General features: G+C 69.3%; 16 protein-coding genes. 9 read left to right on the top strand and 7 right to left on the bottom strand.

Going from position 1 to position 20,072, the window contains the following annotated elements; all coding sequences use genetic code 11:
* Positions 1-13 precede the first annotated feature (13 nt).
* The gene (locus tag L0977_RS08250; RefSeq protein ID WP_234264380.1) at positions 14-484 is read right to left on the bottom strand and encodes a CopD family protein; all 471 of its coding nucleotides are present in this window, start codon (positions 482-484) and stop codon (positions 14-16) included.
* Positions 485-492: 8 nt separating this feature from the next.
* Positions 493-2,799, bottom strand: a complete 2,307-nt coding sequence (gene dinG, locus L0977_RS08245; protein WP_234264379.1) for an ATP-dependent DNA helicase DinG — start codon at positions 2,797-2,799, stop codon at positions 493-495.
* A gap of 115 nt (positions 2,800-2,914) precedes the next feature.
* Here dinG and L0977_RS08240 point away from each other — a divergent pair, with 115 nt between their 5' ends.
* Positions 2,915-4,021 (top strand): patatin-like phospholipase family protein, encoded by a 1,107-nt coding sequence (locus L0977_RS08240; protein WP_234264378.1) that lies wholly within the window; start codon positions 2,915-2,917, stop codon positions 4,019-4,021.
* A gap of 5 nt (positions 4,022-4,026) precedes the next feature.
* On the opposite strand, the gene L0977_RS08235 is transcribed toward L0977_RS08240, so the two are convergent.
* Together L0977_RS08235 and L0977_RS25560 are read right to left on the bottom strand one after the other, a co-directional pair.
* Positions 4,027-4,719 carry a MarC family protein gene (locus L0977_RS08235; protein WP_234264377.1) on the bottom strand — a complete coding sequence of 231 codons (693 nt, stop codon included), beginning with the start codon at positions 4,717-4,719 and terminating at the stop codon, positions 4,027-4,029.
* Positions 4,720-4,885: 166 nt separating this feature from the next.
* Entirely contained in the window at positions 4,886-7,027 is a 2,142-nt protein-coding gene (locus L0977_RS25560) for an ATP-binding protein (protein ID WP_234264376.1), read from the bottom strand.
* A gap of 156 nt (positions 7,028-7,183) precedes the next feature.
* Between L0977_RS25560 and L0977_RS08225 the strand changes: the two genes are divergently transcribed.
* Positions 7,184-8,149: an ornithine cyclodeaminase family protein gene (locus L0977_RS08225; protein ID WP_234264375.1), complete on the top strand. Its 966-nt coding sequence runs from the start codon at positions 7,184-7,186 to the stop codon at positions 8,147-8,149.
* A gap of 7 nt (positions 8,150-8,156) precedes the next feature.
* Here L0977_RS08225 and L0977_RS08220 read toward each other — a convergent pair whose 3' ends face one another.
* Positions 8,157-9,800 (bottom strand): alpha-D-glucose phosphate-specific phosphoglucomutase, encoded by a 1,644-nt coding sequence (locus L0977_RS08220; protein WP_234264374.1) that lies wholly within the window; start codon positions 9,798-9,800, stop codon positions 8,157-8,159.
* A 148-nt stretch (positions 9,801-9,948) separates the two neighbouring features.
* Here L0977_RS08220 and fghA point away from each other — a divergent pair, with 148 nt between their 5' ends.
* From fghA to L0977_RS08205, 3 genes are all read left to right on the top strand, one after another.
* The gene (gene fghA, locus L0977_RS08215; RefSeq protein ID WP_326491058.1) at positions 9,949-10,809 is read left to right on the top strand and encodes an S-formylglutathione hydrolase; all 861 of its coding nucleotides are present in this window, start codon (positions 9,949-9,951) and stop codon (positions 10,807-10,809) included.
* A gap of 175 nt (positions 10,810-10,984) precedes the next feature.
* The gene (gene mtlD / locus L0977_RS08210; protein WP_267966378.1) at positions 10,985-13,174 is read left to right on the top strand and encodes a bifunctional mannitol-1-phosphate dehydrogenase/phosphatase; all 2,190 of its coding nucleotides are present in this window, start codon (positions 10,985-10,987) and stop codon (positions 13,172-13,174) included.
* Positions 13,175-13,297: 123 nt separating this feature from the next.
* A complete protein-coding gene (locus L0977_RS08205) occupies positions 13,298-14,845 on the top strand; it encodes a methyl-accepting chemotaxis protein (protein ID WP_234264372.1) in 1,548 nt (515 codons plus the stop codon).
* Positions 14,846-14,902: 57 nt separating this feature from the next.
* Here L0977_RS08205 and L0977_RS08200 read toward each other — a convergent pair whose 3' ends face one another.
* A complete protein-coding gene (locus L0977_RS08200; protein WP_234264371.1) occupies positions 14,903-16,012 on the bottom strand; it encodes an S-(hydroxymethyl)glutathione dehydrogenase/class III alcohol dehydrogenase in 1,110 nt (369 codons plus the stop codon).
* A 141-nt stretch (positions 16,013-16,153) separates the two neighbouring features.
* Between L0977_RS08200 and L0977_RS08195 the strand changes: the two genes are divergently transcribed.
* Positions 16,154-16,378, top strand: a complete 225-nt coding sequence (locus tag L0977_RS08195) for an H-NS histone family protein (protein WP_234264370.1) — start codon at positions 16,154-16,156, stop codon at positions 16,376-16,378.
* Positions 16,379-16,396: 18 nt separating this feature from the next.
* Here L0977_RS08195 and L0977_RS08190 read toward each other — a convergent pair whose 3' ends face one another.
* Positions 16,397-17,347 (bottom strand): LysR family transcriptional regulator, encoded by a 951-nt coding sequence (locus tag L0977_RS08190; protein WP_234264369.1) that lies wholly within the window; start codon positions 17,345-17,347, stop codon positions 16,397-16,399.
* Between the two features lie 273 nt (positions 17,348-17,620).
* On the opposite strand from L0977_RS08190, the gene L0977_RS08185 reads away from it, so the two are divergent.
* The 3 genes from L0977_RS08185 to dctP are packed head-to-tail and all read left to right on the top strand — an operon-like array spanning position 17,621 to position 20,066.
* A complete protein-coding gene (locus L0977_RS08185; RefSeq protein ID WP_234264368.1) occupies positions 17,621-18,193 on the top strand; it encodes a cupin domain-containing protein in 573 nt (190 codons plus the stop codon).
* A gap of 3 nt (positions 18,194-18,196) precedes the next feature.
* Positions 18,197-18,982 carry an alpha/beta fold hydrolase gene (locus L0977_RS08180; protein ID WP_234264367.1) on the top strand — a complete coding sequence of 262 codons (786 nt, stop codon included), beginning with the start codon at positions 18,197-18,199 and terminating at the stop codon, positions 18,980-18,982.
* A gap of 28 nt (positions 18,983-19,010) precedes the next feature.
* Positions 19,011-20,066 carry a TRAP transporter substrate-binding protein DctP gene (gene dctP, locus L0977_RS08175; protein ID WP_234264366.1) on the top strand — a complete coding sequence of 352 codons (1,056 nt, stop codon included), beginning with the start codon at positions 19,011-19,013 and terminating at the stop codon, positions 20,064-20,066.
* The last annotated feature ends 6 nt before the right edge of the window (positions 20,067-20,072 follow it).

The following is a 20,072-nucleotide window of genomic DNA, read 5'->3' as shown; positions in this document are numbered from 1 at the left end:
GACCCCAGGCCGCTCACACCATCAGCAACGCGATCGCGATGGTGACCACGCCCAGCACCAGGTTCACCGCCACCCAGGTGCGGATGGCCGCCAGCGCGGCACCGCCGGCCGACCAGTCCTGCGCGGTCACGGCGCGCGCCAGGCGCTTGAACAGCGCGAAGCGGATGTGGCCGAAGATGGCCATCATGATCAGGCCCAGCGTGGCCATGAGGGTCCAGTTCAGCGGCATGTTGAAGCCCAGGCCGGCCTGCACCGTTTCCTTGGCCACGCGGCCGATCATCCACAGCCCGGTGCCGAGCACGACCACCACGGCCACGCTCACCGCGGTGAAGAACCGGCGCAGCACATCGTGCATCAGCGGCAGGCGCTGCGGCGGCGCCAGTTGCAGCACGGCGGGCCGCAGAAAACCGTGCGCGAACACCATGCCACCGACCCAGACGACGATGGCGAACACGTGCAACAGTTTGAGGATGGCGTACAGCATGGGGCCCCTTATCGCGAAATGTCGACGAGCATACCGCCGGCCTCGCGGCGCTGCAGCCGGTACGGCGGCAAGCCCTTGAGCATGCGGCGGCCATAACCCTGGCGCAGCAGGCGGGCGTCGTAGCAGACCACCACCGCCTCGTCGGTCTCGCTGCGCAGGGCGCGGCCGGTCCATTGCAGCAGGCGCGCCCCGGTGGCCGGCACCACCAGCTCGCTGAACGGATCGCGCCCCTGGGCCTTGAGCCAGTCGGCGCGTGCCTGCCCCACCGGGTCGCTGGGCGAAGCAAACGGCAGCTTGGTGATGAACACCCATTCGCAGAGTTCACCCGGCAGATCGAGCCCTTCGCCGAAAGACTGCAGGCCGAACAGCACCGACGCTTCGCCGTCGGCCACGCGCGTGGCGTGGCGCTTGAGCAACTGCGTGCGCGAAGCCTCGCCCTGCACCAGCACCCGTTCGCGCAGCTCGCGGTGCTGGCCGCGTTCGAGCAGTTCCTGCGCACGCTTCATCTGCGCCTTGGAGGTGAACAGCACCAGCGCGCCGCGCCGCACTTCGCGCAGATCGGCCAGCAGCAGGTCGAGCATTTCGCGTGTGTAGCCGTCCACGTCGCGCGGGTCGGCGTCGGTGGGCACCACCACCAGGCGCCCCTGGCGCGCGTGGTCAAAGGGGCTCTGCACCTCGCGCACGGCCACCGCGTCGTCCCAGGCCAGGCCACTTTCGTGCAGGAAGTGATCGAAACCGCCGCAGGTCACCAGCGAGGCGGAGGTCGCCACCGCCGCGCGCACCTGGCCCCAGAGGTGGCTGCGCAGCAGGCTGCCCGGCTGCAGCGGGCAGGCGTGGGCGGTCAGCGTGACCAGTCCGTTCTGGATGCCCGCCTCCAGCCATTTGGCCAGCGGCGGCTGGCCGGCCTCGGGCGCCTGCAGCCAGAGCTCGGCCGTGGCCGCCAGGTGCTGCAGGCGCGGAGCGAAGGTGCCGATGCGGCTGTAGAGCTGGGCGCAGCGTGCGGCGTCGGAAGGGTCGTCGCGCGCCAGCGCCTTGAGTTCGGTGGCCAGCGCCTCGAAGGTCTTGAGCAGCGCCCCGGCGCGGCCGGCGATCAGGCCCACCGTGGCCAGCCAGGGTTCGGGAATGGCCCCGCCTTCAAAACGTTCGGTGGCCTTGGGCACGTTGAATTCGAAGCCGGCCTCAGCGTCGCGACCATTGCGCGGCCGCATGCCGGCCTGCCGCCCGGTGAGCGCGAGCCATTCGGGCGATTCGCTCAGGCGCGCCATGGCCAGCCGCGCCAGGTCGGCCTGCGCGGTCTTGAGTTCGCGCGCGGCCTCGGCCACATCGAGCGTGGGGTGGTGGCCGATGGCGCCGGCCACGTCGCTCACCGCGCGCGGCAGCTTGTCGAGCCAGCCGTTGCGCATGAGGTCCATGCTTTCGGTGAACTGGCCCTGCGCGACCGCGCCCAGGTGGTGGGCCTCGTCGAACACGAGGTAACAGTCCGACGGCGACGGCAGCGCGTGCAGGCCCAGGGTGGACAGCAGCAGATCGTGGTTGACCACGATCACCTGCGCCTGCGCCAGGCGCGCGCGCGCCTGGTAGTAGCTGCAGCCGTTGTAGCTGGGGCAGTGGCGCGCGGTGCAGGTGTGGCGTTCGGCCGCCACGGGCGACCAGAGGCTGGCGTCGGGCGGTTCGGCCAGGCGGTCGCGGTCGCCGTCCCAGTCGCCCGCGTCGAGTTGCTGCGCCCATTCGGTGTAGGTGCGCGACTGCTCGGCCCAGGCCTGCTCCAGCGCGTCGCTGGGCACGGCCGGTGCCGCGTCGTCGCCGAACAGGTCGGCGGTGCTGGCGTCGCCGCCGGCCATCTGGTCGAGCTTGAGGCGGCAGACGTAGCGCCCCCGGCCCTTGGCCAGGGCAAAGGCGAACGGTTGCGGCAGGGCCTGCGCCAGCGCGGGCAGGTCCTTGGCGATGAGCTGCTCCTGCAGGGCCACGGTGGCGGTGGAGATCATCACCCGCCGGCTCTGGGCCAGCGCCAGCGGGATCACGGTGGCCGCGTAGGCTGCCGACTTGCCCACCCCCGTGCCGGCCTGCACCACGGCCACGGCGCGGATACCCATGGGAGGCGGCTCTTCGCCTTTTTCGGGTTTGGGCGGCCAGTCGACCACGCTCAGGGTTTCGGCGATGTGGGCCGCCATCTCGCGCTGGCCCTCACGCACCCGGAAGCCCGGCATGCGCGCCACCACATGGTCGAACGCGCCCAGCGCCAGCGCTTCGCGCGCCAGCGGACCGCTGGGCGGCGTGGCGTTCACGGAAGGGCGGTCGGCGGCGGCGTCGGACATGCGGAAAAAAGGCCGCCAAGGCGGCAGGGGACGGCGAAAGGCCTGCATTGTCCCAGACACTCTGGCCAAGACCCGCGCGCCGCCCGGGATTCATGTTGCAGTGCACAATTTCGCCATGACTTCCACCGCCTCCTCTGCGTCACACACCGCCGGCCGGTCTGCCCGGCCGGCCCGCCAGCTCATCGATCTGGCCTTGCAGGGCGGCGGCTCGCACGGCGCCTTCACCTGGGGCGTGCTCGACCGGCTGTTGCAGGACGACACGCTGGAGATCGCCAGCATCAGCGGCACCAGCGCGGGCGCCATGAACGCGGTGGTCATGGCCGACGGCCTGATGAAAGGCGGCCGGGAAGCCGCGCGCGAAGCCCTGGGCCACTTCTGGCGCCGCATCGCCCAGACCTCGCCCTTCCACGCCATCGAAATGGGCCCGCTGGCGGCCCTGATGGGGCCCGACAACCCCTGGATCGCGGCCTGGTCCGAACCGGTCCGCCAGGCCGCCACCCTGGTCGGCAGCCAGTTTTCGCCCTACCAGCTCAACCCGCTGAACCTGAACCCGCTGCGCGATGTGCTGCAGGACACGGTGAATTTCGAGCAGGTGCGCGCCTGCGACAAGACCCGGCTGTTCATCGCCGCCACCCAGGTGCGCACCGGCGCGCTGCGCGTGTTCGACCAGCACGAGCTGAGCGTCGACGCGGTGCTGGCCTCGGCCTGCCTGCCGCTGCTGTTCCAGGCGGTGGAAATCGACGGCGAGGCCTACTGGGACGGGGGCTACGCGGGCAACCCCTCACTGCTGCCGCTGATCCGCGAAAGCCCGGCGGAAGACCTGCTGCTGGTGCAGATCAACCCCAGCCTGCGCCAGGAGCTGCCGGTGAAGGTCGACGACATCCTCGACCGCATCAACGAAGTGACCTTCAACGCCTCGCTGCTCAAGGAAATGCGCTTCATCGTGCTGCTCAAGCAGATGCTGGCCAGCGAGAACGGCCCCGGCCACACCTACCGCAACCCGCTGTTCCAGCGGCTGGACCGGCTGCGCATCCACCGCATCGAAGGCGGCGAGGCGCTGGCCGCCCTGGGCGCGAGCAGCAAGACCCAGACCCAGTGGCCGTTTCTCTCGGGCCTGTTCGACCGCGGCCTGGAAGCCGCCGACCGCTGGCTGCACGCGCACCGCCGCGACGTCGGCCAGCGCAGCAGCCTGTCGCTCGACGACGCCTTCGGCAGCGCCTGAGCGCCTCAGCCCGCCCGGGCCTGCGCCATCAGGCCCAGGGCCAGTTCGCTGACGCCGTCCCAGACGATCTGCACGCCCAGGCACAGCAGGATGAAGGCCGTCAGGCGCAGGAAGATCACGGTGCCGGCCTCGCCCAGCGGGCGCAGCAGGCGCTCCGCGTAGCGGAACGCCAGGTACACCAGCGCGCCGATGGCCACCAGGGCCAATGCGCCGCCGCCCATGCGGGCGAGCGACAGCGTGAGGCGGGGGTCGTGCAGCGACACGCCCACGGTGATGGCCGCCGCGATGGAACCCGGACCGCAGCTGACCGGGAAGGTCAGCGGGTAGAACGCCTGGCGGCGGGCCTGTTCGGGCGTGAACGCCTCGGCCAGTTCGGTGCGGCTGTCCTGCGTGGCGTGGGTGGTGTTGAGCAACCGCCACGCCATGGCCGCCACGATGAGCCCCCCGCCGACCCGCACGATGGGCAGGGCGATGCCGAAGAAGTCGAGCACGTAGCTGCCCACCAGCATGGAGCCGAGCAGCAGGCTCACCAGGTTGCGGGCAATGCGGCGGGCCAGCAGCGCGCGTGTGCGGCCCGAAGCCCCCTCAGTCAACCCGAGGAAGATCGGGGCCGTTGCGGCCGGGTTCAGGATCGGCAGCAAAGCGGCGAACACAAACAGGAAACTCTTGCCGAAGGCACCCAGCAATTCAAGGGTCATGGATCGGGGCTCCTCCGCGGGAGCGAAACGGCAGCGCCCTGCATGCAGGCCCGCACCGGCAGACAACACCACGCCCGGCAGGCGCTGGCCCCCGCACGCACGGCACACCAGATCGGTGTCACCGACCGATTGTCCCGAAAATCGCCCACCCCGATTGCCCCGGCCCTCAATACCCGAGCGGCTGTCCGGCGTTGGGCGCCACGGACACCGTCTGTGCGTGCGGCAGGCTGAAGCAGAACTGCGCGCCGACACCGACCTGCCCCTCGCCCCGGACTCGGCCCCCGTGACGCTGAATCACGCGCTGCACCGTGGCCAGCCCCACGCCTGTGCCTTCAAACTCGTGGTGCGCATGCAACCGCTTGAAGGGTTGAAAGAGCTGGTCCACATAGGCCATGTCAAAACCGGCGCCGTTGTCGCGCACGCAGAAGCACCGTTGCCCACCGACCTCAGCGCCGCGGAAGAATTCGATGCGGGCCTGCGGTCGCAGACCGGTGTATTTCCAGGCGTTGCCCAGCAGGTTCTGCAACACCGCACGCATGAGCACCGGATCGGCACTGACCACCATGCCCGCTTCGATCACCCAATGCACCTCGCGGCCGGGATCGGTGCGCGCCAGCTCGGCCGCGATCAAACGGGCCAGTTCGCTGAGGTCCACCCGGTCGTGGCACAGCACGGCCCGGCTGTGCTGGGCCATCGACAGCAGATCGGTGATGAGCAGGCCCATGCGGCGCGCACTCTCCTGGATGCGGCGCAGAAAGTCGCGCCCCTCGGGCGTGAGTCGATCGGCCTCGCCCTCCTGCAACAGGGACGCAAACCCGTGGATGCTGCGCAGCGGCGTGCGCAGGTCGTGCGAAACGCTGTAGGTGAAAGCTTCGAGTTCGCGGTTGAGATCCTGCAGATCCTGCGTGCGCGACTGCACACGGGCCTCCAGCTCGGTGTTCAGGCGTTGCAGGGCCAGTTGCGCTTCGCGCAACTCGCTGATGTCCTGCACGGTACCGCGGTACCGCAACGGCCCTGCCCCCAGGTCATCCGTGGCGCACTGGAACCGGATGTGCCGCACAGCGCCATCGGCGGACACGATGCGCAGCACCGCATCCAGCGGCAGACGCTCGCGCTGCGTACGTTGCCACGCCTGCGTCAGCCAGTCGCGGTCGTCCGGATGCAGGCAGGCCATGCAGGCATCCAGGCGGGGCTCGAAACTGGCTGCCGTCCGCCCGAAGATGCGATAGACCTCCTCCGACCAGGTCAGGCGTTGCGACGCCAGATCAAAGGTCCAGTAACCGATGCGGGCCATGCGCTGGGCCGCCTGCAGTTGCTGCTGGCTCTGGTGGATGGCGGCCTGGCCCCGCTCAAGGCGCCACAGCAGCCAGGCGATGGCCCCTCCGCCTGCCAGCAGCGCCAGCGACAGGGCCACAGTGAGCCAGAACGACTGCCGCCGCCCAGGCGCCAGCGGCGCCAGTACCGTCGCTTCCGAAAGACCCACAACCGCCACCACCCCGGTTCCGGAAAGGCGGTGCCAGCCAAACAGGCGCGGCGCCTGGTCCACGACGTCCAGCGCCCGGAACGTGCCCTGCGTGGCCTGTGGGTTCGCAAAGAACGGCCGATCGGGCGGCAAACGGCGCCCCTGGATCGCTTCGGGCGCCAGGGTGCGGGCAATCAGCGGCCCGTCCGCGTGCACCAGCCCGACCAGATCGCTGCCGGCCAGTGCCGCGCGGCCGAGTTTGTGCGACAGGTGATCGGTGAGCACCAGCAGGTGCAGCGAACCGTCGAAGCGGCCGTCGCGGTACAGCGGCCGCCCCACGGTGATCACCCACCGATGGCCCAGCCGCGCCAGCACCGGCTCACCGACCACCAGGTGGTCACCGCCATCGCGCAAGGCCTGGAAGTGCGGGCGATCACCGACGAACGTCCCCGACTCCTGGCCCAGGGTGTTGTAGCGGACCGAACCGTCGGCATCGACCCGGGTCAGGTGCGACACCAGGCCCGGGGGCAACACCGACAGCGCCTGGCGCGCCACCGCGTCGAAGTGGGCCGGGTCGCTCTGCCACTGGGTGCGCAGGGACAGCAGGGTGAGGTCGAGCATGGCCAGAATCGCCTCGGTCTGTCCGGCCACGGCGTCGGCCAGCTGGAGGCTGCGCTGACTGGCGCCGTCGAGCAGTTGCGCCCGCAGTTGCGCCTGCTGTCGCAGATTCAGCCCCCACAGCAGCAGCACCGCCGCCACGGTGAACCCCAACACCGCCCAGACCATGGACCGCCGCAGCGCCGCACGCTCCAGGCGCGCGCGCCACCCCACTTTCACCTCATTCACCCGTGCACCCACAAAAATCGTCCCGGGGTTGTAACCGAAATACAGGGATCGCCTGCCCCGGTGAACCGGGAAGACTTGATGTGCATCAGCCCGGCCCCAATCCGTGTCTTTGCCAACACGGCCTGAACAGGCCGGCCGCCCCGATACCATCGGGGGATGCAGTTTTTTGATGCCCCGGCCACCCGCGCCGCCCTGCCTTTCGACCGCCTCGTCAACGCCCTGCGCGAGCGTTTCGCCAATGGCGGCGAGGTGCCGCCACGCCATGTGCACGAGATCGTGAACCCGCTGGCCGAAGCCGGCACCGAAGCCGCGCACCGCCGGCTGACGTCGCTGATCATGCCGGCCTGGCTGCCGGGCCGTTACTACGGCGTGAAGATCGTCAACATCGCGCCCGGCAACGCGGCCCGGCAGTTGCCGGGCCTGCACGCGAGCTACCTGCTGTTCGACGCCCGCACGGGCGTGCCGCTGGCGCAGATCGACGGCGACGAGATCACCGCGCGGCGCACGGCGGCCGCCTCGGCGCTGGCCGGCTCCTACCTGGCCCGCGCCGACGCCCGGCACCTGCTGGTGGTGGGCGGCGGCCGGGTGGCCAGCCTGCTGCCCGACGCCTGGCGCGCGGTGCGCGGCATCGAACGGGTCTCGGTCTGGACCCGCCGCCCCGAGCAGGCACAGGCGCTGGCCGCGCAATGGCAGGCCGCAGGCCTGGCCGCCGAGGCCCGCCAGGACCTGGCCGAGGCCTGCCGCGAAGCCGACATCGTCAGTTGCGCCACGCTCTCGAACGAACCGGTGGTGCGCGGCGCCTGGCTCGCCCCCGGCAGCCACCTGGACCTGATCGGCAGCTTCACCCCGGCCATGCGCGAGGCCGACGACGCCTGCTTCGACGGCGCGCGCGTGTTCGTCGACACCGACGAGGCGCTGAAAAAGAGCGGTGACCTGATCGCGCCCCTGCAGCACGGCGTGCTGCGTGCCGACGAGGTGCGCGGCACGCTGACCACGCTGAGCAAGGGCGTGGCGACCGGGCGCCGCCAGGCGAGCGAGCGCACGGTGTTCAAGTCGGTCGGTTACGCGCTGGAAGACCTGGCCGCCGCCGTGCTGGTCTACGAAAGCGCGGCGGGCGGCTGATACCGCATCAGGTGGTCACGCTGGGCGCGTCCCGCCCGGTGTGGTGCCGGATGCGCGCCACCGCTTCGGCCAGTTGCACCAGCGGCGCCAGGGCCTGCTGCACCGGCAGATCGTGCCGCGTGGCGTCGGGTTCGTGGCGCTCCAGGTAGACGCGCAGCGTGGCGCCCTCGGTGCCGGTGCCCGAGAGCCGGAACACCACACGCGACGAATCCTCCAGCACCACGCGCACCCCCTGCTGGCGGCTGACCGAGCCGTCCACCGGGTCGGTGTAGGCGAAGTCGTCGGCCCAGGCGATGCGCTGACCGGCCACCGTCTGCCCCGCCAGTGACGGCAACTGCTCGCGCAGCGCCGCCATGAGCGCGTTCGCGCTTTCGGTGGCGATGCCTTCGTAATCGTGGCGCGAATACACACACCGCCCGTGCGCACGCCACAGGTCGCGCACCAGCGATTCGACCGAGCCGCCCGTGACCGCCAGCAGGTTGAGCCAGAACAGCACGGCCCACAGCCCGTCCTTCTCGCGCACGTGGTTCGAGCCCGTGCCGTAGCTTTCTTCGCCGCACAGCGTGGCCTGGCCCGCGTCGAGCAGGTTGCCGAAGAACTTCCAGCCGGTGGGCGTCTCGTGGCACGGGATGCCCAGCGCCTTCGCCACGCGGTCCACCGCGGTCGACGTGGGCATGGAGCGCGCCACGCCGGCCAGGCCGGCGCGGTAGCCGGGCACCCGGTCGGCATGGGCTGCCAGCACCGCCAGGCTGTCGGAGGGCGAGACGATGAAGCCGCGGCCCAGGATCATGTTGCGGTCGGCGTCACCGTCGGACGCGGCGCCCATGTCGGGCGCGTCGGCGGCCATCAGGTGCGCCACCAGATCGTCGGCGTAGACCGGGTTCGGGTCGGGGTGCAGACCGCCGAAGTCCTCGCGCGGCTCGGCGTTGACCACCGTGCCCGCCGGCGCGCCCAGCTCGCCTTCGATGATCGCCTTCGCGTACGGTCCACCGACCGCCCACATGGCGTCGTAACGCAGGCGGAAACCACGCGCGAACAGGGCACGGATGGCGTCGAAATCGAACAGCGCGCGCTGCACCGCGGCGTAGTCGGCCACCGGGTCGATCACCTCGATCTCGGTGGCCAGCAGCGCCTGCGTGCCCGGTGCGTCCAGTGGCAGATCGGGCGCGTCCACCGTCAGGTAGTGCTCCAGCACCTGGGTGCGCTCGTACACTGCCTGGGTGAATTTTTCCGGCGCCGGGCCGCCGTTGGCGACGTTGTACTTGATGCCGAAATCGCCATCGGGGCCGCCGGGGTTGTGGCTGGCCGAGAGGATGATGCCGCCGGCCGCGCCACGGCGTCGGATCACCACGCTGGTGGCCGGCGTGGACAGAATGCCGCCCTGCCCCACCAGCACGCGCGCGTAGCCACGGGCAGCGGCCATGCGCAGGATGGTCTGGATCGCCGTCCGGTTGTGAAAGCGCCCGTCGCCCCCGAGCACCAGCGTCTGGCCGCTGGCCGGCTGATCGACACCGTGCAGCACGTCGAACAGCGCCTGGACGAAGTTCTCCAGGTAACCTGGCTGCTGGAACACGGTGACCTTCTTGCGCAGGCCGGAGGTGCCCGGCTGCTGGCCGGCAAAAGGCTGGGTGGGCTGGGATTGCACGCGCATGGCGAAAAGCTTTCAGGAACGGCAAAGACGGAAGGGCTGGCAGGATTATGGCCACCGCCGGCCGCGCCGCACCCCGGCCGCCGCTACCATGCGGCCATCCCTTTTCACCCCGGGGCCTGCCGCGCAGCCCCCTCATCAGACCCCTCCCATGGCACTGGAACGACTGGAACTTCTGAGTGAACACGGCTGCTTCGGCGGCGTGCAGCGCTTCTACAAGCATTTCTCCGTCGACGAGATCGGCCTGCCGATGCGCTTCGCGCTGTACCTGCCGCCGCAGGCGCTGGCAGGCCAGCAGGTGCCGCTGCTGACCTACCTGGCCGGGCTGACCTGCACCGAAGAAACCGCCACCATGAAGGCCGGTGCCCAGCGCGTGGCGGCCGAGCTCGGCCTGGCGCTGCTGTTCCCCGACACCAGCCCGCGCAGCACCGGGCTCGACGGCGAAGACCACCACTGGGATTTCGGCGTCGGCGCCGGCTTCTACCTCGACGCCACCGAACACCCCTGGGCCGGCCACTGGCGCATGGAGAGCTACCTGATCCAGGAGCTGATCCCCGGCGTTGCCGCCGAATTCGGGCTGGACGCCCAACGCCTGGGCATCACCGGCCACTCCATGGGCGGGCACGGCGCGCTCACGCTGGCGCTGCGCCATCCGGGCCTGTTCCGCAGCGTCTCGGCCTTCGCCCCCATCTGCGCGCCCACCCGCTGCCCCTGGGGCCACAAGGCCTTTCTGGGCTACCTGGGCCAGGATCAAAGCACCTGGGCCGCCCACGACGCCAGCGCGCTCATGGCCGCGCAGACGGCCGCGCCCTTCCCTGCGGGCATCCTGATCGACCAGGGCCTGGCCGACAAATTCCTGGCCGAGCAGCTCTACCCCGAAGCCTTCGAAGCCGCCTGCGCCCAGGTGGGCCAGCCCCTGACGCTGCGCCGGCACGCCGGCTACGACCACGGCTACTACTTCATCAGCAGCTTCATCGAAGACCACCTGCGCCACCACGCACAGGCGCTCTGACGCGCACACCCGCGGGCCTTTCTGCCCCCGCCGGGGCCCTGGCGGGGGCGCCGGCCTGGGCGTTCCATTCCTGTCCGTTCCCCCGGTGCATTCGCCACCTGGCACGGTATCTGCTGTCATCCTGGGCCAAAATGGCCTTTTTGCACTGCAACATAAGGAAAGGAGCCCCCCAAGGATGATCCAGTTCAAAGGAAACGAGGTCGAAAGTGCGCTTTTTGATATGGATGGAACCATGTTCGACACCGAACGCCTGCGGTTCCAGACCCTCTCCCAGGCGGCCGAAGAACTGTTCGGCAAGCCCTTCACCCAAGAGGTGCTCATCGGTTCGCTGGGACTGAGCGCCGTCAAGGCTGAAGAACTTGCCCAACAGCACTACGGAGCGGATTTCCCCTACGCCGAGATCCGTCGCCGCGCCGACGAGCTGGAGCTGGCGCACGTGCGCACCCACGGCGTGCCCATCAAACCCGGCCTGCTGCCGGTGCTTGAACGCCTGCGCCGCTCGGGCCTGAAGATGGCGGTGGCCACTTCCAGCCGCCGCGCCATCGCCGAGGAATACCTGATCAACGCCAACGTGTTCAAGTATTTCGACCTGCTGGTCTGCGGCGACGAGGTCATGCGGGGCAAACCCCACCCGGAAATCTTCCTGAAAGCCGCCGCCGCGCTCAACAGCGAGCCGGCACGCTGCTTCATGTTCGAGGACTCGGAAAACGGCGTGCGCTCGGCCGCCGACGCCGGCGGCGTGGTGATCCTGGTCGAAGACATCAAACCGCCCCGTCCCGAGGTGGCCGAACGCGCCTTTGCGCGCTACCCGAACCTGCGCGGCTTCCTGCGGGATCTGGCCGCGATCACACCCAAGCTGCGCATGCCGGCGGTGACCGAACCGTTCCCGCAGGCGGTCAACCTGCTCAAGGCCGGCATCCACGGTTTCGGTGCCATGGGCGGCGGCTACCTGGCGCAGGTGTTTTCGCACTGGGACGGCTACACGCGCCCGGGCGAGATCATCGCGTCCACCGGCAATGCCCTGCTGCGCGAGGCGGTCAACGCCTTCGGCAAGTACAGCGTGCGCTACGGCAGCCTGGCCTTCGACCAGACCATCGAGCGCATGCGCATGATCGACGCGGCCGACACCGAGGCCATCGCCGAGATGTACCGCGACTGCGAGATCGTGGCCCTGTGCCTGCCCGAGCAGGCCATCGCCAGCCAGGCCGACGCGGTGGCGGCCGGTCTGGTGGAGCGCTACCGCACCCGCGGGCAAGCCCTGACGGTGCTGGTCGTGCTCAACAAGGTCGGCGGAGCGCAGTTCGTGCGCGACCAGGTGGCCCGCGCCCTGCAAGCCCTGGTCCCGCCGCGCGAGGCGCGCCAGATTCTCGATCGCACCGAGTTCACCGAAACCGTGGTCACGCGCATCGTGGCCAAGCTCACCGAAGAGGCCCTGCTGCGGCAGTTGCGCATCAAACACGACCTGTACGCGCAGAACGTGGCGCAGGTGCGCGAGAACCCGATGAACACCGAGGCCCTGTTCGGCGCATTCAGCGCCGAACACGCCGACACCATGGCACCCATCGTCAGCAACCTGCGCGAAGCGGGCGAGCCCGCCAGCGCGCTGGGTGCGCTGCACCTGATCCTGTTCAACAGCGAAACCGACATGGCGCTGTACGCCCAGCAGGGCAGCGACCTGCTGGAGCACCTGCGCCAGATCGACACGGTGGCCGACATCGCCGAACTCCAGACCCTCAAGAACCGCCTGTGGAACGGCACCCATGCGGTCATTGCCTGGTACGCGGCCCTGCTGGGCCACCCGACCATCGGGCACGCCATGGGCGATGCCCGCGTGCAGGCGCTGATGGACCGGTTGCTGACGCAGGAGCTGCAACCGGCGCTGGCTGCGGCCTACCCCGACCAGCAAGACCGGCTGCCGGACCTGGTGGCCACCTTCCGCCAGCGCTGCGCCCAGGCGTTCAAGGACCCCTGCGAACGAGTGGGCCGCGACCCGCTGCGCAAACTGCAGCGCGATGAACGCGTGCTCGGCAGCCTGGCGATGGCCCAGGCCCAGGGCATCGAGGCCCCGGGCCTGGCCCTGGGGGCTGCCCTGGCGGTCTGGTACGCGCTGCACCATCCCGGTGCCAGCGACGACGCCGAATGCGCCACGATCCGGGCGCTGTTTGCCCGCCGCCAGTCGCTGGCCGACGTGCTCACCTGGCAAGGCGACTACCACGGCCAAGCGTATGCCGGCCTGGACCCGACCAGCGACCAGCCGTTGCTGGCGGCCATCCAGCACCATTTCGATGCGCTGCAGACCGATGCGGCCCGCCACCTGGATACCCCCACGTGGCAGCCCGCCACGTCGGCCGTCGGACTGCTATGAAAAAAAGTGCTTGAGAGGGCCGGGGCCCCTCAAGTCCGGAAGGGGCGGCGTCGATACCGGAAGGTACCGGCGCATTGCCGGGGCCCCGCGGTCCTGCCTGGACCGCGCCCCACCTTCAGCCCCATGAACGTCACCCGCAATCTGTCCGTTGGCGCCAAGCTCTGGTTCGGCGTCGCCCTCATCGTGCTGGCCCTCATCGCCACCATCGCCTCCGCCGGATGGCGTTCGGCGCGGTTGACACAGACCGCCGAAGTCGCGATGTCCCGGCTGTCGCAGAAAACGGCGCTGGCCATCGAATGGACGGGCCAGACCGAGGTCACGGTGACCCGGGTGCAGGCCTCGATGCTCTCGGCCGATCCGGCCATCGCCGCGCTCTACAAGACCCTGATTCCGGCCGGCTCGGCACGCATCTCCGAGCTGCAGAAACAGTTGCAGGCCATGGACACGAGTCCGGCCGAGCAGGCCCAGCTGGACCAGATTGCCGAACGCCGCCAGCGCGTGCTCGACTCGCTGGCCCAGGCCAACCGGCTCAAGGACGCCGGTGACAGTGCCGGCGCGATCGCCGAGATCAACACCCGGTTCAACACGCTGATCCCGCCGTACCTGGCGGCGCTGCAGGCATTCGCCGACCTGCAAAAACAGATCCTGGCCGAGCTGCAGGTCAGCCAGGCCGCCGAGCGCACCCTGAGCCTGGAGCTGGCCGCGGCGCAGGTGCTGGGCCTGATCGGGGTGCTGGTGGGCGGTGCCTTCTTCCTGATCCGCAGCATCCGCGCGCCCCTGGACGACACCATCGGCTTTGCCGAGCGCATTGCGGGCGGGGATCTGGGGGCCCACATCGACGACACCCGCAAAGACGAGTTTGGCGCCATGATCAAGGCGCTCTCGCGCATGCGCGACCAGTTGGCCAGGGTGGTGACCGACGTCAAACAGGGCACCGACAGCATCACCGTCGCCGCGCGCGAAGTGGCCACCGGCAGCCAGGACCTGTCGGCCCGCACCGAGCAGACCGCGTCCAGCCTGGAAGAGACCGCGGCGTCGATGGAGCAGATGTCCGGCACCATCAAGCAGTCGGCCGATTCCGCCAACGTGGCCAACCAGCTCGCCGACGCCGCCGGCAAAAGTGCGGCCAAGGGCGGCGAGGTGGTGGCCCAGGTGGTCGCCACGATGGACGCGATCCAGCAGTCCTCGCGCAAGATCAACGACATCATCGGGGTGATCGACGGCATCGCCTTCCAGACCAACATCCTGGCGCTGAATGCGGCCGTGGAAGCGGCCCGCGCCGGCGAGCAGGGTCGCGGCTTCGCGGTCGTGGCGGGCGAGGTCCGCAATCTCGCCCAGCGCAGTGCCGAGGCGGCCAAGGAAATCAAGGGGCTGATCGGTGCCTCGGTCGACAAGGTCGCCGAAGGCAGCCAACTGGTGGGTCAGGCCGGGCAGACGATGTCGGAAATCGTCGAAAGCGTCGTGCGGGTGCGCGACATCATCGGCGACATCGCGGCCGCCACGGGCGAGCAGGCCGACGGCATCCACCAGATCAACGCGGCGATTGCCAACCTCGACCAGATGACGCAGCAGAACGCGGCGCTCGTGGAGCAGAGCGCCGCCGCAGCGGCCAGCATGACCGAGCAGGCCGACCGGCTGGCGCAGGTGGTGCGGGTGTTCCGAACGGCCTGAAAAAAAACCGGCCCTGGTGGCCGGTTTTCTCCGCGGGGTGAGGCGCCGCTCAGTAGCTCAGTAGTGCACCACCGAACGGATCGACTTGCCTTCGTGCATCAGGTCGAAGGCTTCGTTGATGCCGGTCAGGGGCATGGTGTGGGTCACGAAAGGCTTGAGCTGGATCCTGCCGGCCATGGCGTCTTCCACCATGCCGGGCAGTTCGCTGCGGCCCTTGACGCCGCCGAAGGCCGTGCCCAGCCACTTGCGGCCCGTCACCAGCTGGAAGGGGCGGGTGGAGATTTCCTGGCCCGCGCCGGCCACGCCGATGATGACCGACTGGCCCCAGCCGCGGTGCGCGCATTCGAGCGCCGCGCGCATCACGTTGACGTTGCCGATGCACTCGAAGCTGTGGTCCACGCCCCAGCCCGTCATCTCGACGATGACCTGCTGGATGGGCTTGTCGAAATCCTTGGGATTCACGCAGTCGGTGGCGCCAAAGGTGCGCGCCAGATCGAACTTGCCCGGGTTGGTGTCGACCGCGATGATGCGGCCGGCCTTGGCCAGCTTGGCGCCCTGGATCACGGCCAGGCCGATGCCTCCGAGGCCGAACACGGCGACCGAATCGCCTTCCTGCACCTTGGCGGTGTTCTTGACCGCGCCCAGGCCGGTGGTCACGCCACAGCCCAGCAGGCAGACCTGTTCGGGGTTGGCGTCGGGGTTGACCTTGGCCAGCGACACCTCGGCCACCACCGTGTATTCGCTGAACGTGGAGCAGCCCATGTAGTGGTAGATGGGCTGGCCGTTGAAGGAAAAGCGGGTGGTGCCATCGGGCATCACGCCCTTGCCCTGGGTGGCGCGCACGGCCACGCACAGGTTGGTCTTGCCGCTCTTGCAGAACAGGCATTCGCCGCATTCGGCGGTGTACAGCGGGATCACGTGGTCGCCCGGCTTGACGCTGGTCACGCCCTCGCCCACTTCCACCACGATGCCAGCGCCTTCGTGGCCCAGCACGGCGGGGAAGATGCCTTCGGGGTCGTCACCGCTGAGGGTGAAGGCGTCGGTGTGGCAGACGCCGGTGTGGGTGATCTTGACCAGCACTTCGCCCTTCTGGGGCGGGGCGACGTCGATCTCGACGATCTGCAGGGGTTCTCCGGCCTTGAAGGCCACGGCGGCGCGGGATTTCATGGGTAACAGCTCCTCGGGAATGGCGTCATCGAAATGACCAACCGGCTATTGTCACGCAGGCCCGGACCACCGGGCGCCCAGGCCTGGCAAAGCCCGACGCGACGGTGAGAGGCAGCGGTTTTCCGGATAATGGCGACCTTCATGAGACCGCCTCCGCGCCGCCCGCACGCCCGCACGCCCACGCCCCCGGCCAAACGACCGGAGCCCCTGAGCGACCACCGCTTCCTCGAACTGATGAAGAACGCCAGCTCGTTCTTCGCCGCGGCCGAGCGCGACGTCGTCGCCGAACGGCAGGCGGCCATCGCCGAGATCCTGGCCCTCATGACGCGCTACGACCTGACGCTGGACGACATCGCCGGCGACTGAGTGTTGGCGGCGCCCGGCTCAGAGCCCGGCCGGCGCCCGCCCGGACCCGGCCCAGGTGGCCGGCTGGGCACACAGCGCGATCACCTGTTCGCGAAACCACCGGTGCAACGGGTTGGTGTGTGTGCGGTCGTGCCAGAGCAGCACCACGTCCAGCGGCTGCAGGGCCAGCGGCGGCTCGAAGACCTCGATGTCGGTGAAGGTGGTGAAGCGGTGGGCCACGGTCGCCGGCAGCGTGGCCAGCAGGTCGGTCTGCTGGACGATGAAGGGCACGCCCAGAAAGGTCGGTTTCTGCAAGGCCACGTGCCGGCCCAGCCCCATCTGCTGCAACCGCAGGTCGACCAGGGCGTTGTACATGGTGGCTTCGCCCGGCTCGACGGTCACGTGCTGGTGGTTGCAGAACGCTTCGAGGTTGCCCGGGTCGGCCAGAAAGGGGTGGTGGCGCCGCGCGATGCCCACCAGGCGGTCGGTGAACAGCGGGCGCGTGCGCAGGCTGGCGGGCGGATTGGGAAAGTAGGTGACCGAGACATCGACCTCGCCGGCACTGAACACTTCGCCCAGGCGCTTGGGGTTGGGACCGACCACGCGCAGCGTGACACCGGGGGCCTGCTCCGCCATGACCTTGATCAGCGCGGGCACCAGAATGAAGTCGATGTAGTCGGTGACGATCAGGGTGATGGTGTCGCGCGCCTTGCCCGGGTCGAACGACTCCATCTCGTTGAGCAGGCTGTCGATCTGCTGCAGCGCCCCTTCCAGCCGCGGCCGCAGCTCCTGCGCCTTGGCCGTCAGCACCAGGCCGCTGCTGCCCTTGACCAGCAGCGGATCGTCGAACACGGCGCGCAGCTTGGACAGCGCCAGGCTCATCGACGACTGGCTGATTTCCAGCCGCGCCGCCGCCCGGGACACATGCGCCTCGCGCAGCAAGGCGTCCAGCGCCACGAGCAGATTGAGGTCCAGGTCGCGCAGTCTCACGGGTGTTTTGCTTTTTTCTCGATACCGGCTATCGACTGAGCGAATTGCCGGGCCCAACTGTCTCCACTGTAATTGATGCACATCAAAGACAAACGGAGACAAAACCCATGACCCCACAAATTCCGCCCCGCGCCTAGCGGTGGACCGCGGCCGCCGGCACCCACGCCGGCCCAGCCGCCCCTTGTTCCCGAACCGACGGCCTGGCGCCGTCCCGTCCTGGCCCTGAAGGGCCCGGGTGGCCTTTGCTTTTTTCATCCCCAGGAGAGCGATCCCATGACCCCCAAGATCCCCACCATCCGTGTCACCCGCGAACAGATGCGCCAGCGCGTGGCCCTGTTCAGCGAGGTCAAGGGCCACGACGGCGGCCTGCCCGACAGCCGCCACCCGAGCGCCCTGCGCAAGCTCTACAACATCATCGGTTTCCAGCCGCCCGCCAAGGCCGACGGCACGGTCGTCGTGTCGCCGGTGGGTGACGACGCAGCCAAGCACGCGCACATCAAGATCAGCGAAGGCTTCAACCTCGGCTTTTGCGAGGCCAGCCCCGGCAAGGGCCCGATGATGCACAACCACGACACCAACGAAACCTTCATGCCCATGACCGGCCAATGGCGCTGCTCCTGGGAAGTGGACGGTCAGGTCGAACACTTCGACCTCGGCCCCTTCGACGTGATCTCCTTCCCGGCCGGCGTGCAGCGCCGCTTCGAGAACATCACCTTCGACGAACCCGAGGGCACGCACTGGCTGATGTTCGTCATCGGCGGCGACTCGCCGGAAGCCGAGTTCTCGCCCGAGGCCCACGCCACCCTCATCGCCGAGGGCTACATGACCGCCGACGGGAAGTACTGAGCCATGCGCGAGCTGATCGACAGGCTCGAAGCGCGCCACACCTGGTGTTCGCTGGACAGCGGCGGCTTCGTCTGGCGCTGGATCGACACCAAGGCCGACGGCCCACCCGTGGTGCTGCTGCCCGGCTCGGTGGGCGACGGCGCCATGTACGTGCGCACCCTGCTGTCGCTGGGTGAACGGCTGCGGCTGATCGCGGTGACCTATCCCGAACAGAGCGATGCCGAAGGCCTGAGCCAGGGCCTGAAGGCGGTCTTCGACCACCTCGGCCTGCCGTGTTCGATCGTGGTCGGTTCGTCGTTCGCGGCGTACTGGGCGCAGCACTTCGCGCGCCTGTACCCCGACCACGTGCGCAAGCTCGTGATCGGCAACGGCTTCACCGACGCCAGCGACCTCGCGGCCAACCCGCTGTTCGACCCCGAGTGGGTGCGCCAGACCCCGCCCGCCGTGCTGCACGCCACCTGGCTGGAGCGCGTGCGCAACAGTCCGGTCAGCCCGCTGCAGCAACTGCAGAAGCAGATGCTGGAAGAGCGCCAGTCGCCCGACAACCTGCACGCGCGGTTTGCCGGTGTGACCCAGGCCACGGCCTGCCCGGCACTGCCCTTGCCGGACGCAGCGGTCGTGGTGCTCGACTGCGAGGACGACCCGCTGATCCCGCCCGCGGCGCGCGACCGCCTGCGCCAGCGCTACCCGGGCGCGCGCCACGTGCGCCTGCCCACCGGGGGCCACTATCCCCACCTGCTCAACCCCGAACGCTACGAGAGCCTGCTGCTCGACCTGGCCTTCGAATGATTCCCCCCACGAGACCCCAGGAGACAACATGAAACGCTTTTCCACCCTCTTCGCCGCCGCCGTCATGGCGGTGGCCGCCGGCAGCGCCCAGGCCGCCAGCTTCACCCTGCGCATGGGCGGCGGCCACACGCCCGGCCTGACCTACGTGCAGGTCTACGACACCTTCTTCGCGGACGAAGTCACCAAGCGCGTGAAGGCCCGCACCGGTCACGACATCCGCTTCATCAAGGCCTGGGGCGGCAGCGTGGCCAAGGTCGACGGCGCCATCGAAGCGGTGCAGAAGGGCTCGCTCGACATCGGCCTGTCGCCGATCGGCTTCGAACAGGCCCGCGCCGGCCTGCTGAATTACAGCGCCTACATGCCGTTCACCGCCGACGACCCGGTGCTGCAGCAGAAGGTGGCCACGCGCATGCTGCGCGAAGTGCCGGCGCTGCAGGCCAGCATGGAGCCGTACAACGCGCACATCCTGGCGCAGATGGTGACCGAAGCCTATGGCGTGGCCACCACCTTCGACTGGAGCAAGGTCGACGACCTCAAGGGCAAGCGCGTGGCCATGGCCGGCACCAACGCCCCGCTGTTCATTCCCACCGGCGCCGTGCCCGTGACGCTGGGCATCGGTGAGCACTACCAGGCAATCCAGAACGGCCTGGCCGAAGGCAGCCTGTTCTTCATCTCCGGCATGGAAGCGTTCAAGCTCAAGGAAGTGGCCAAGGTCTGGACCAAGACCGGCTTCGGCTCCTACAGCACCTTCGCGTCGTTCATGAGCCGCAGCACCCGCGCCCGCCTGCCCAAGGAGGTGGTGGCGATCATCGACGAGGTGGCCGACGAGGCCACGATCAAGGTGGCCGACATCAGCAAGCAGCGCGACGCCGCCATCGAGGCGCGCATGCGCGAGGCCGGCATCAAGGTCAACGCCCTCGCCCCGGCAGAAAAGCGCCACTGGGCCGAGATGGTCAAGGACCTGCCTGCCAAGGCCGCCAAGGAGCTCGATGGCAAGGGCCAGCCGGCCACGCAGGTCATGAAGACCTATGTGCGCTACCTGGAAGAAGCGGGCTTCAAGTTCCCGATCGACTACCCGCTCTGAGCGACC

This window comes from Hydrogenophaga sp. NFH-34 (genome assembly GCF_021401345.1).
Classification (GTDB): Bacteria; Pseudomonadota; Gammaproteobacteria; order Burkholderiales; family Burkholderiaceae_C; genus Hydrogenophaga; species Hydrogenophaga electricum.
Note: the sequence above shows the minus strand (reverse complement) of the source record. Positions and strands in the feature narration are given on the sequence as shown.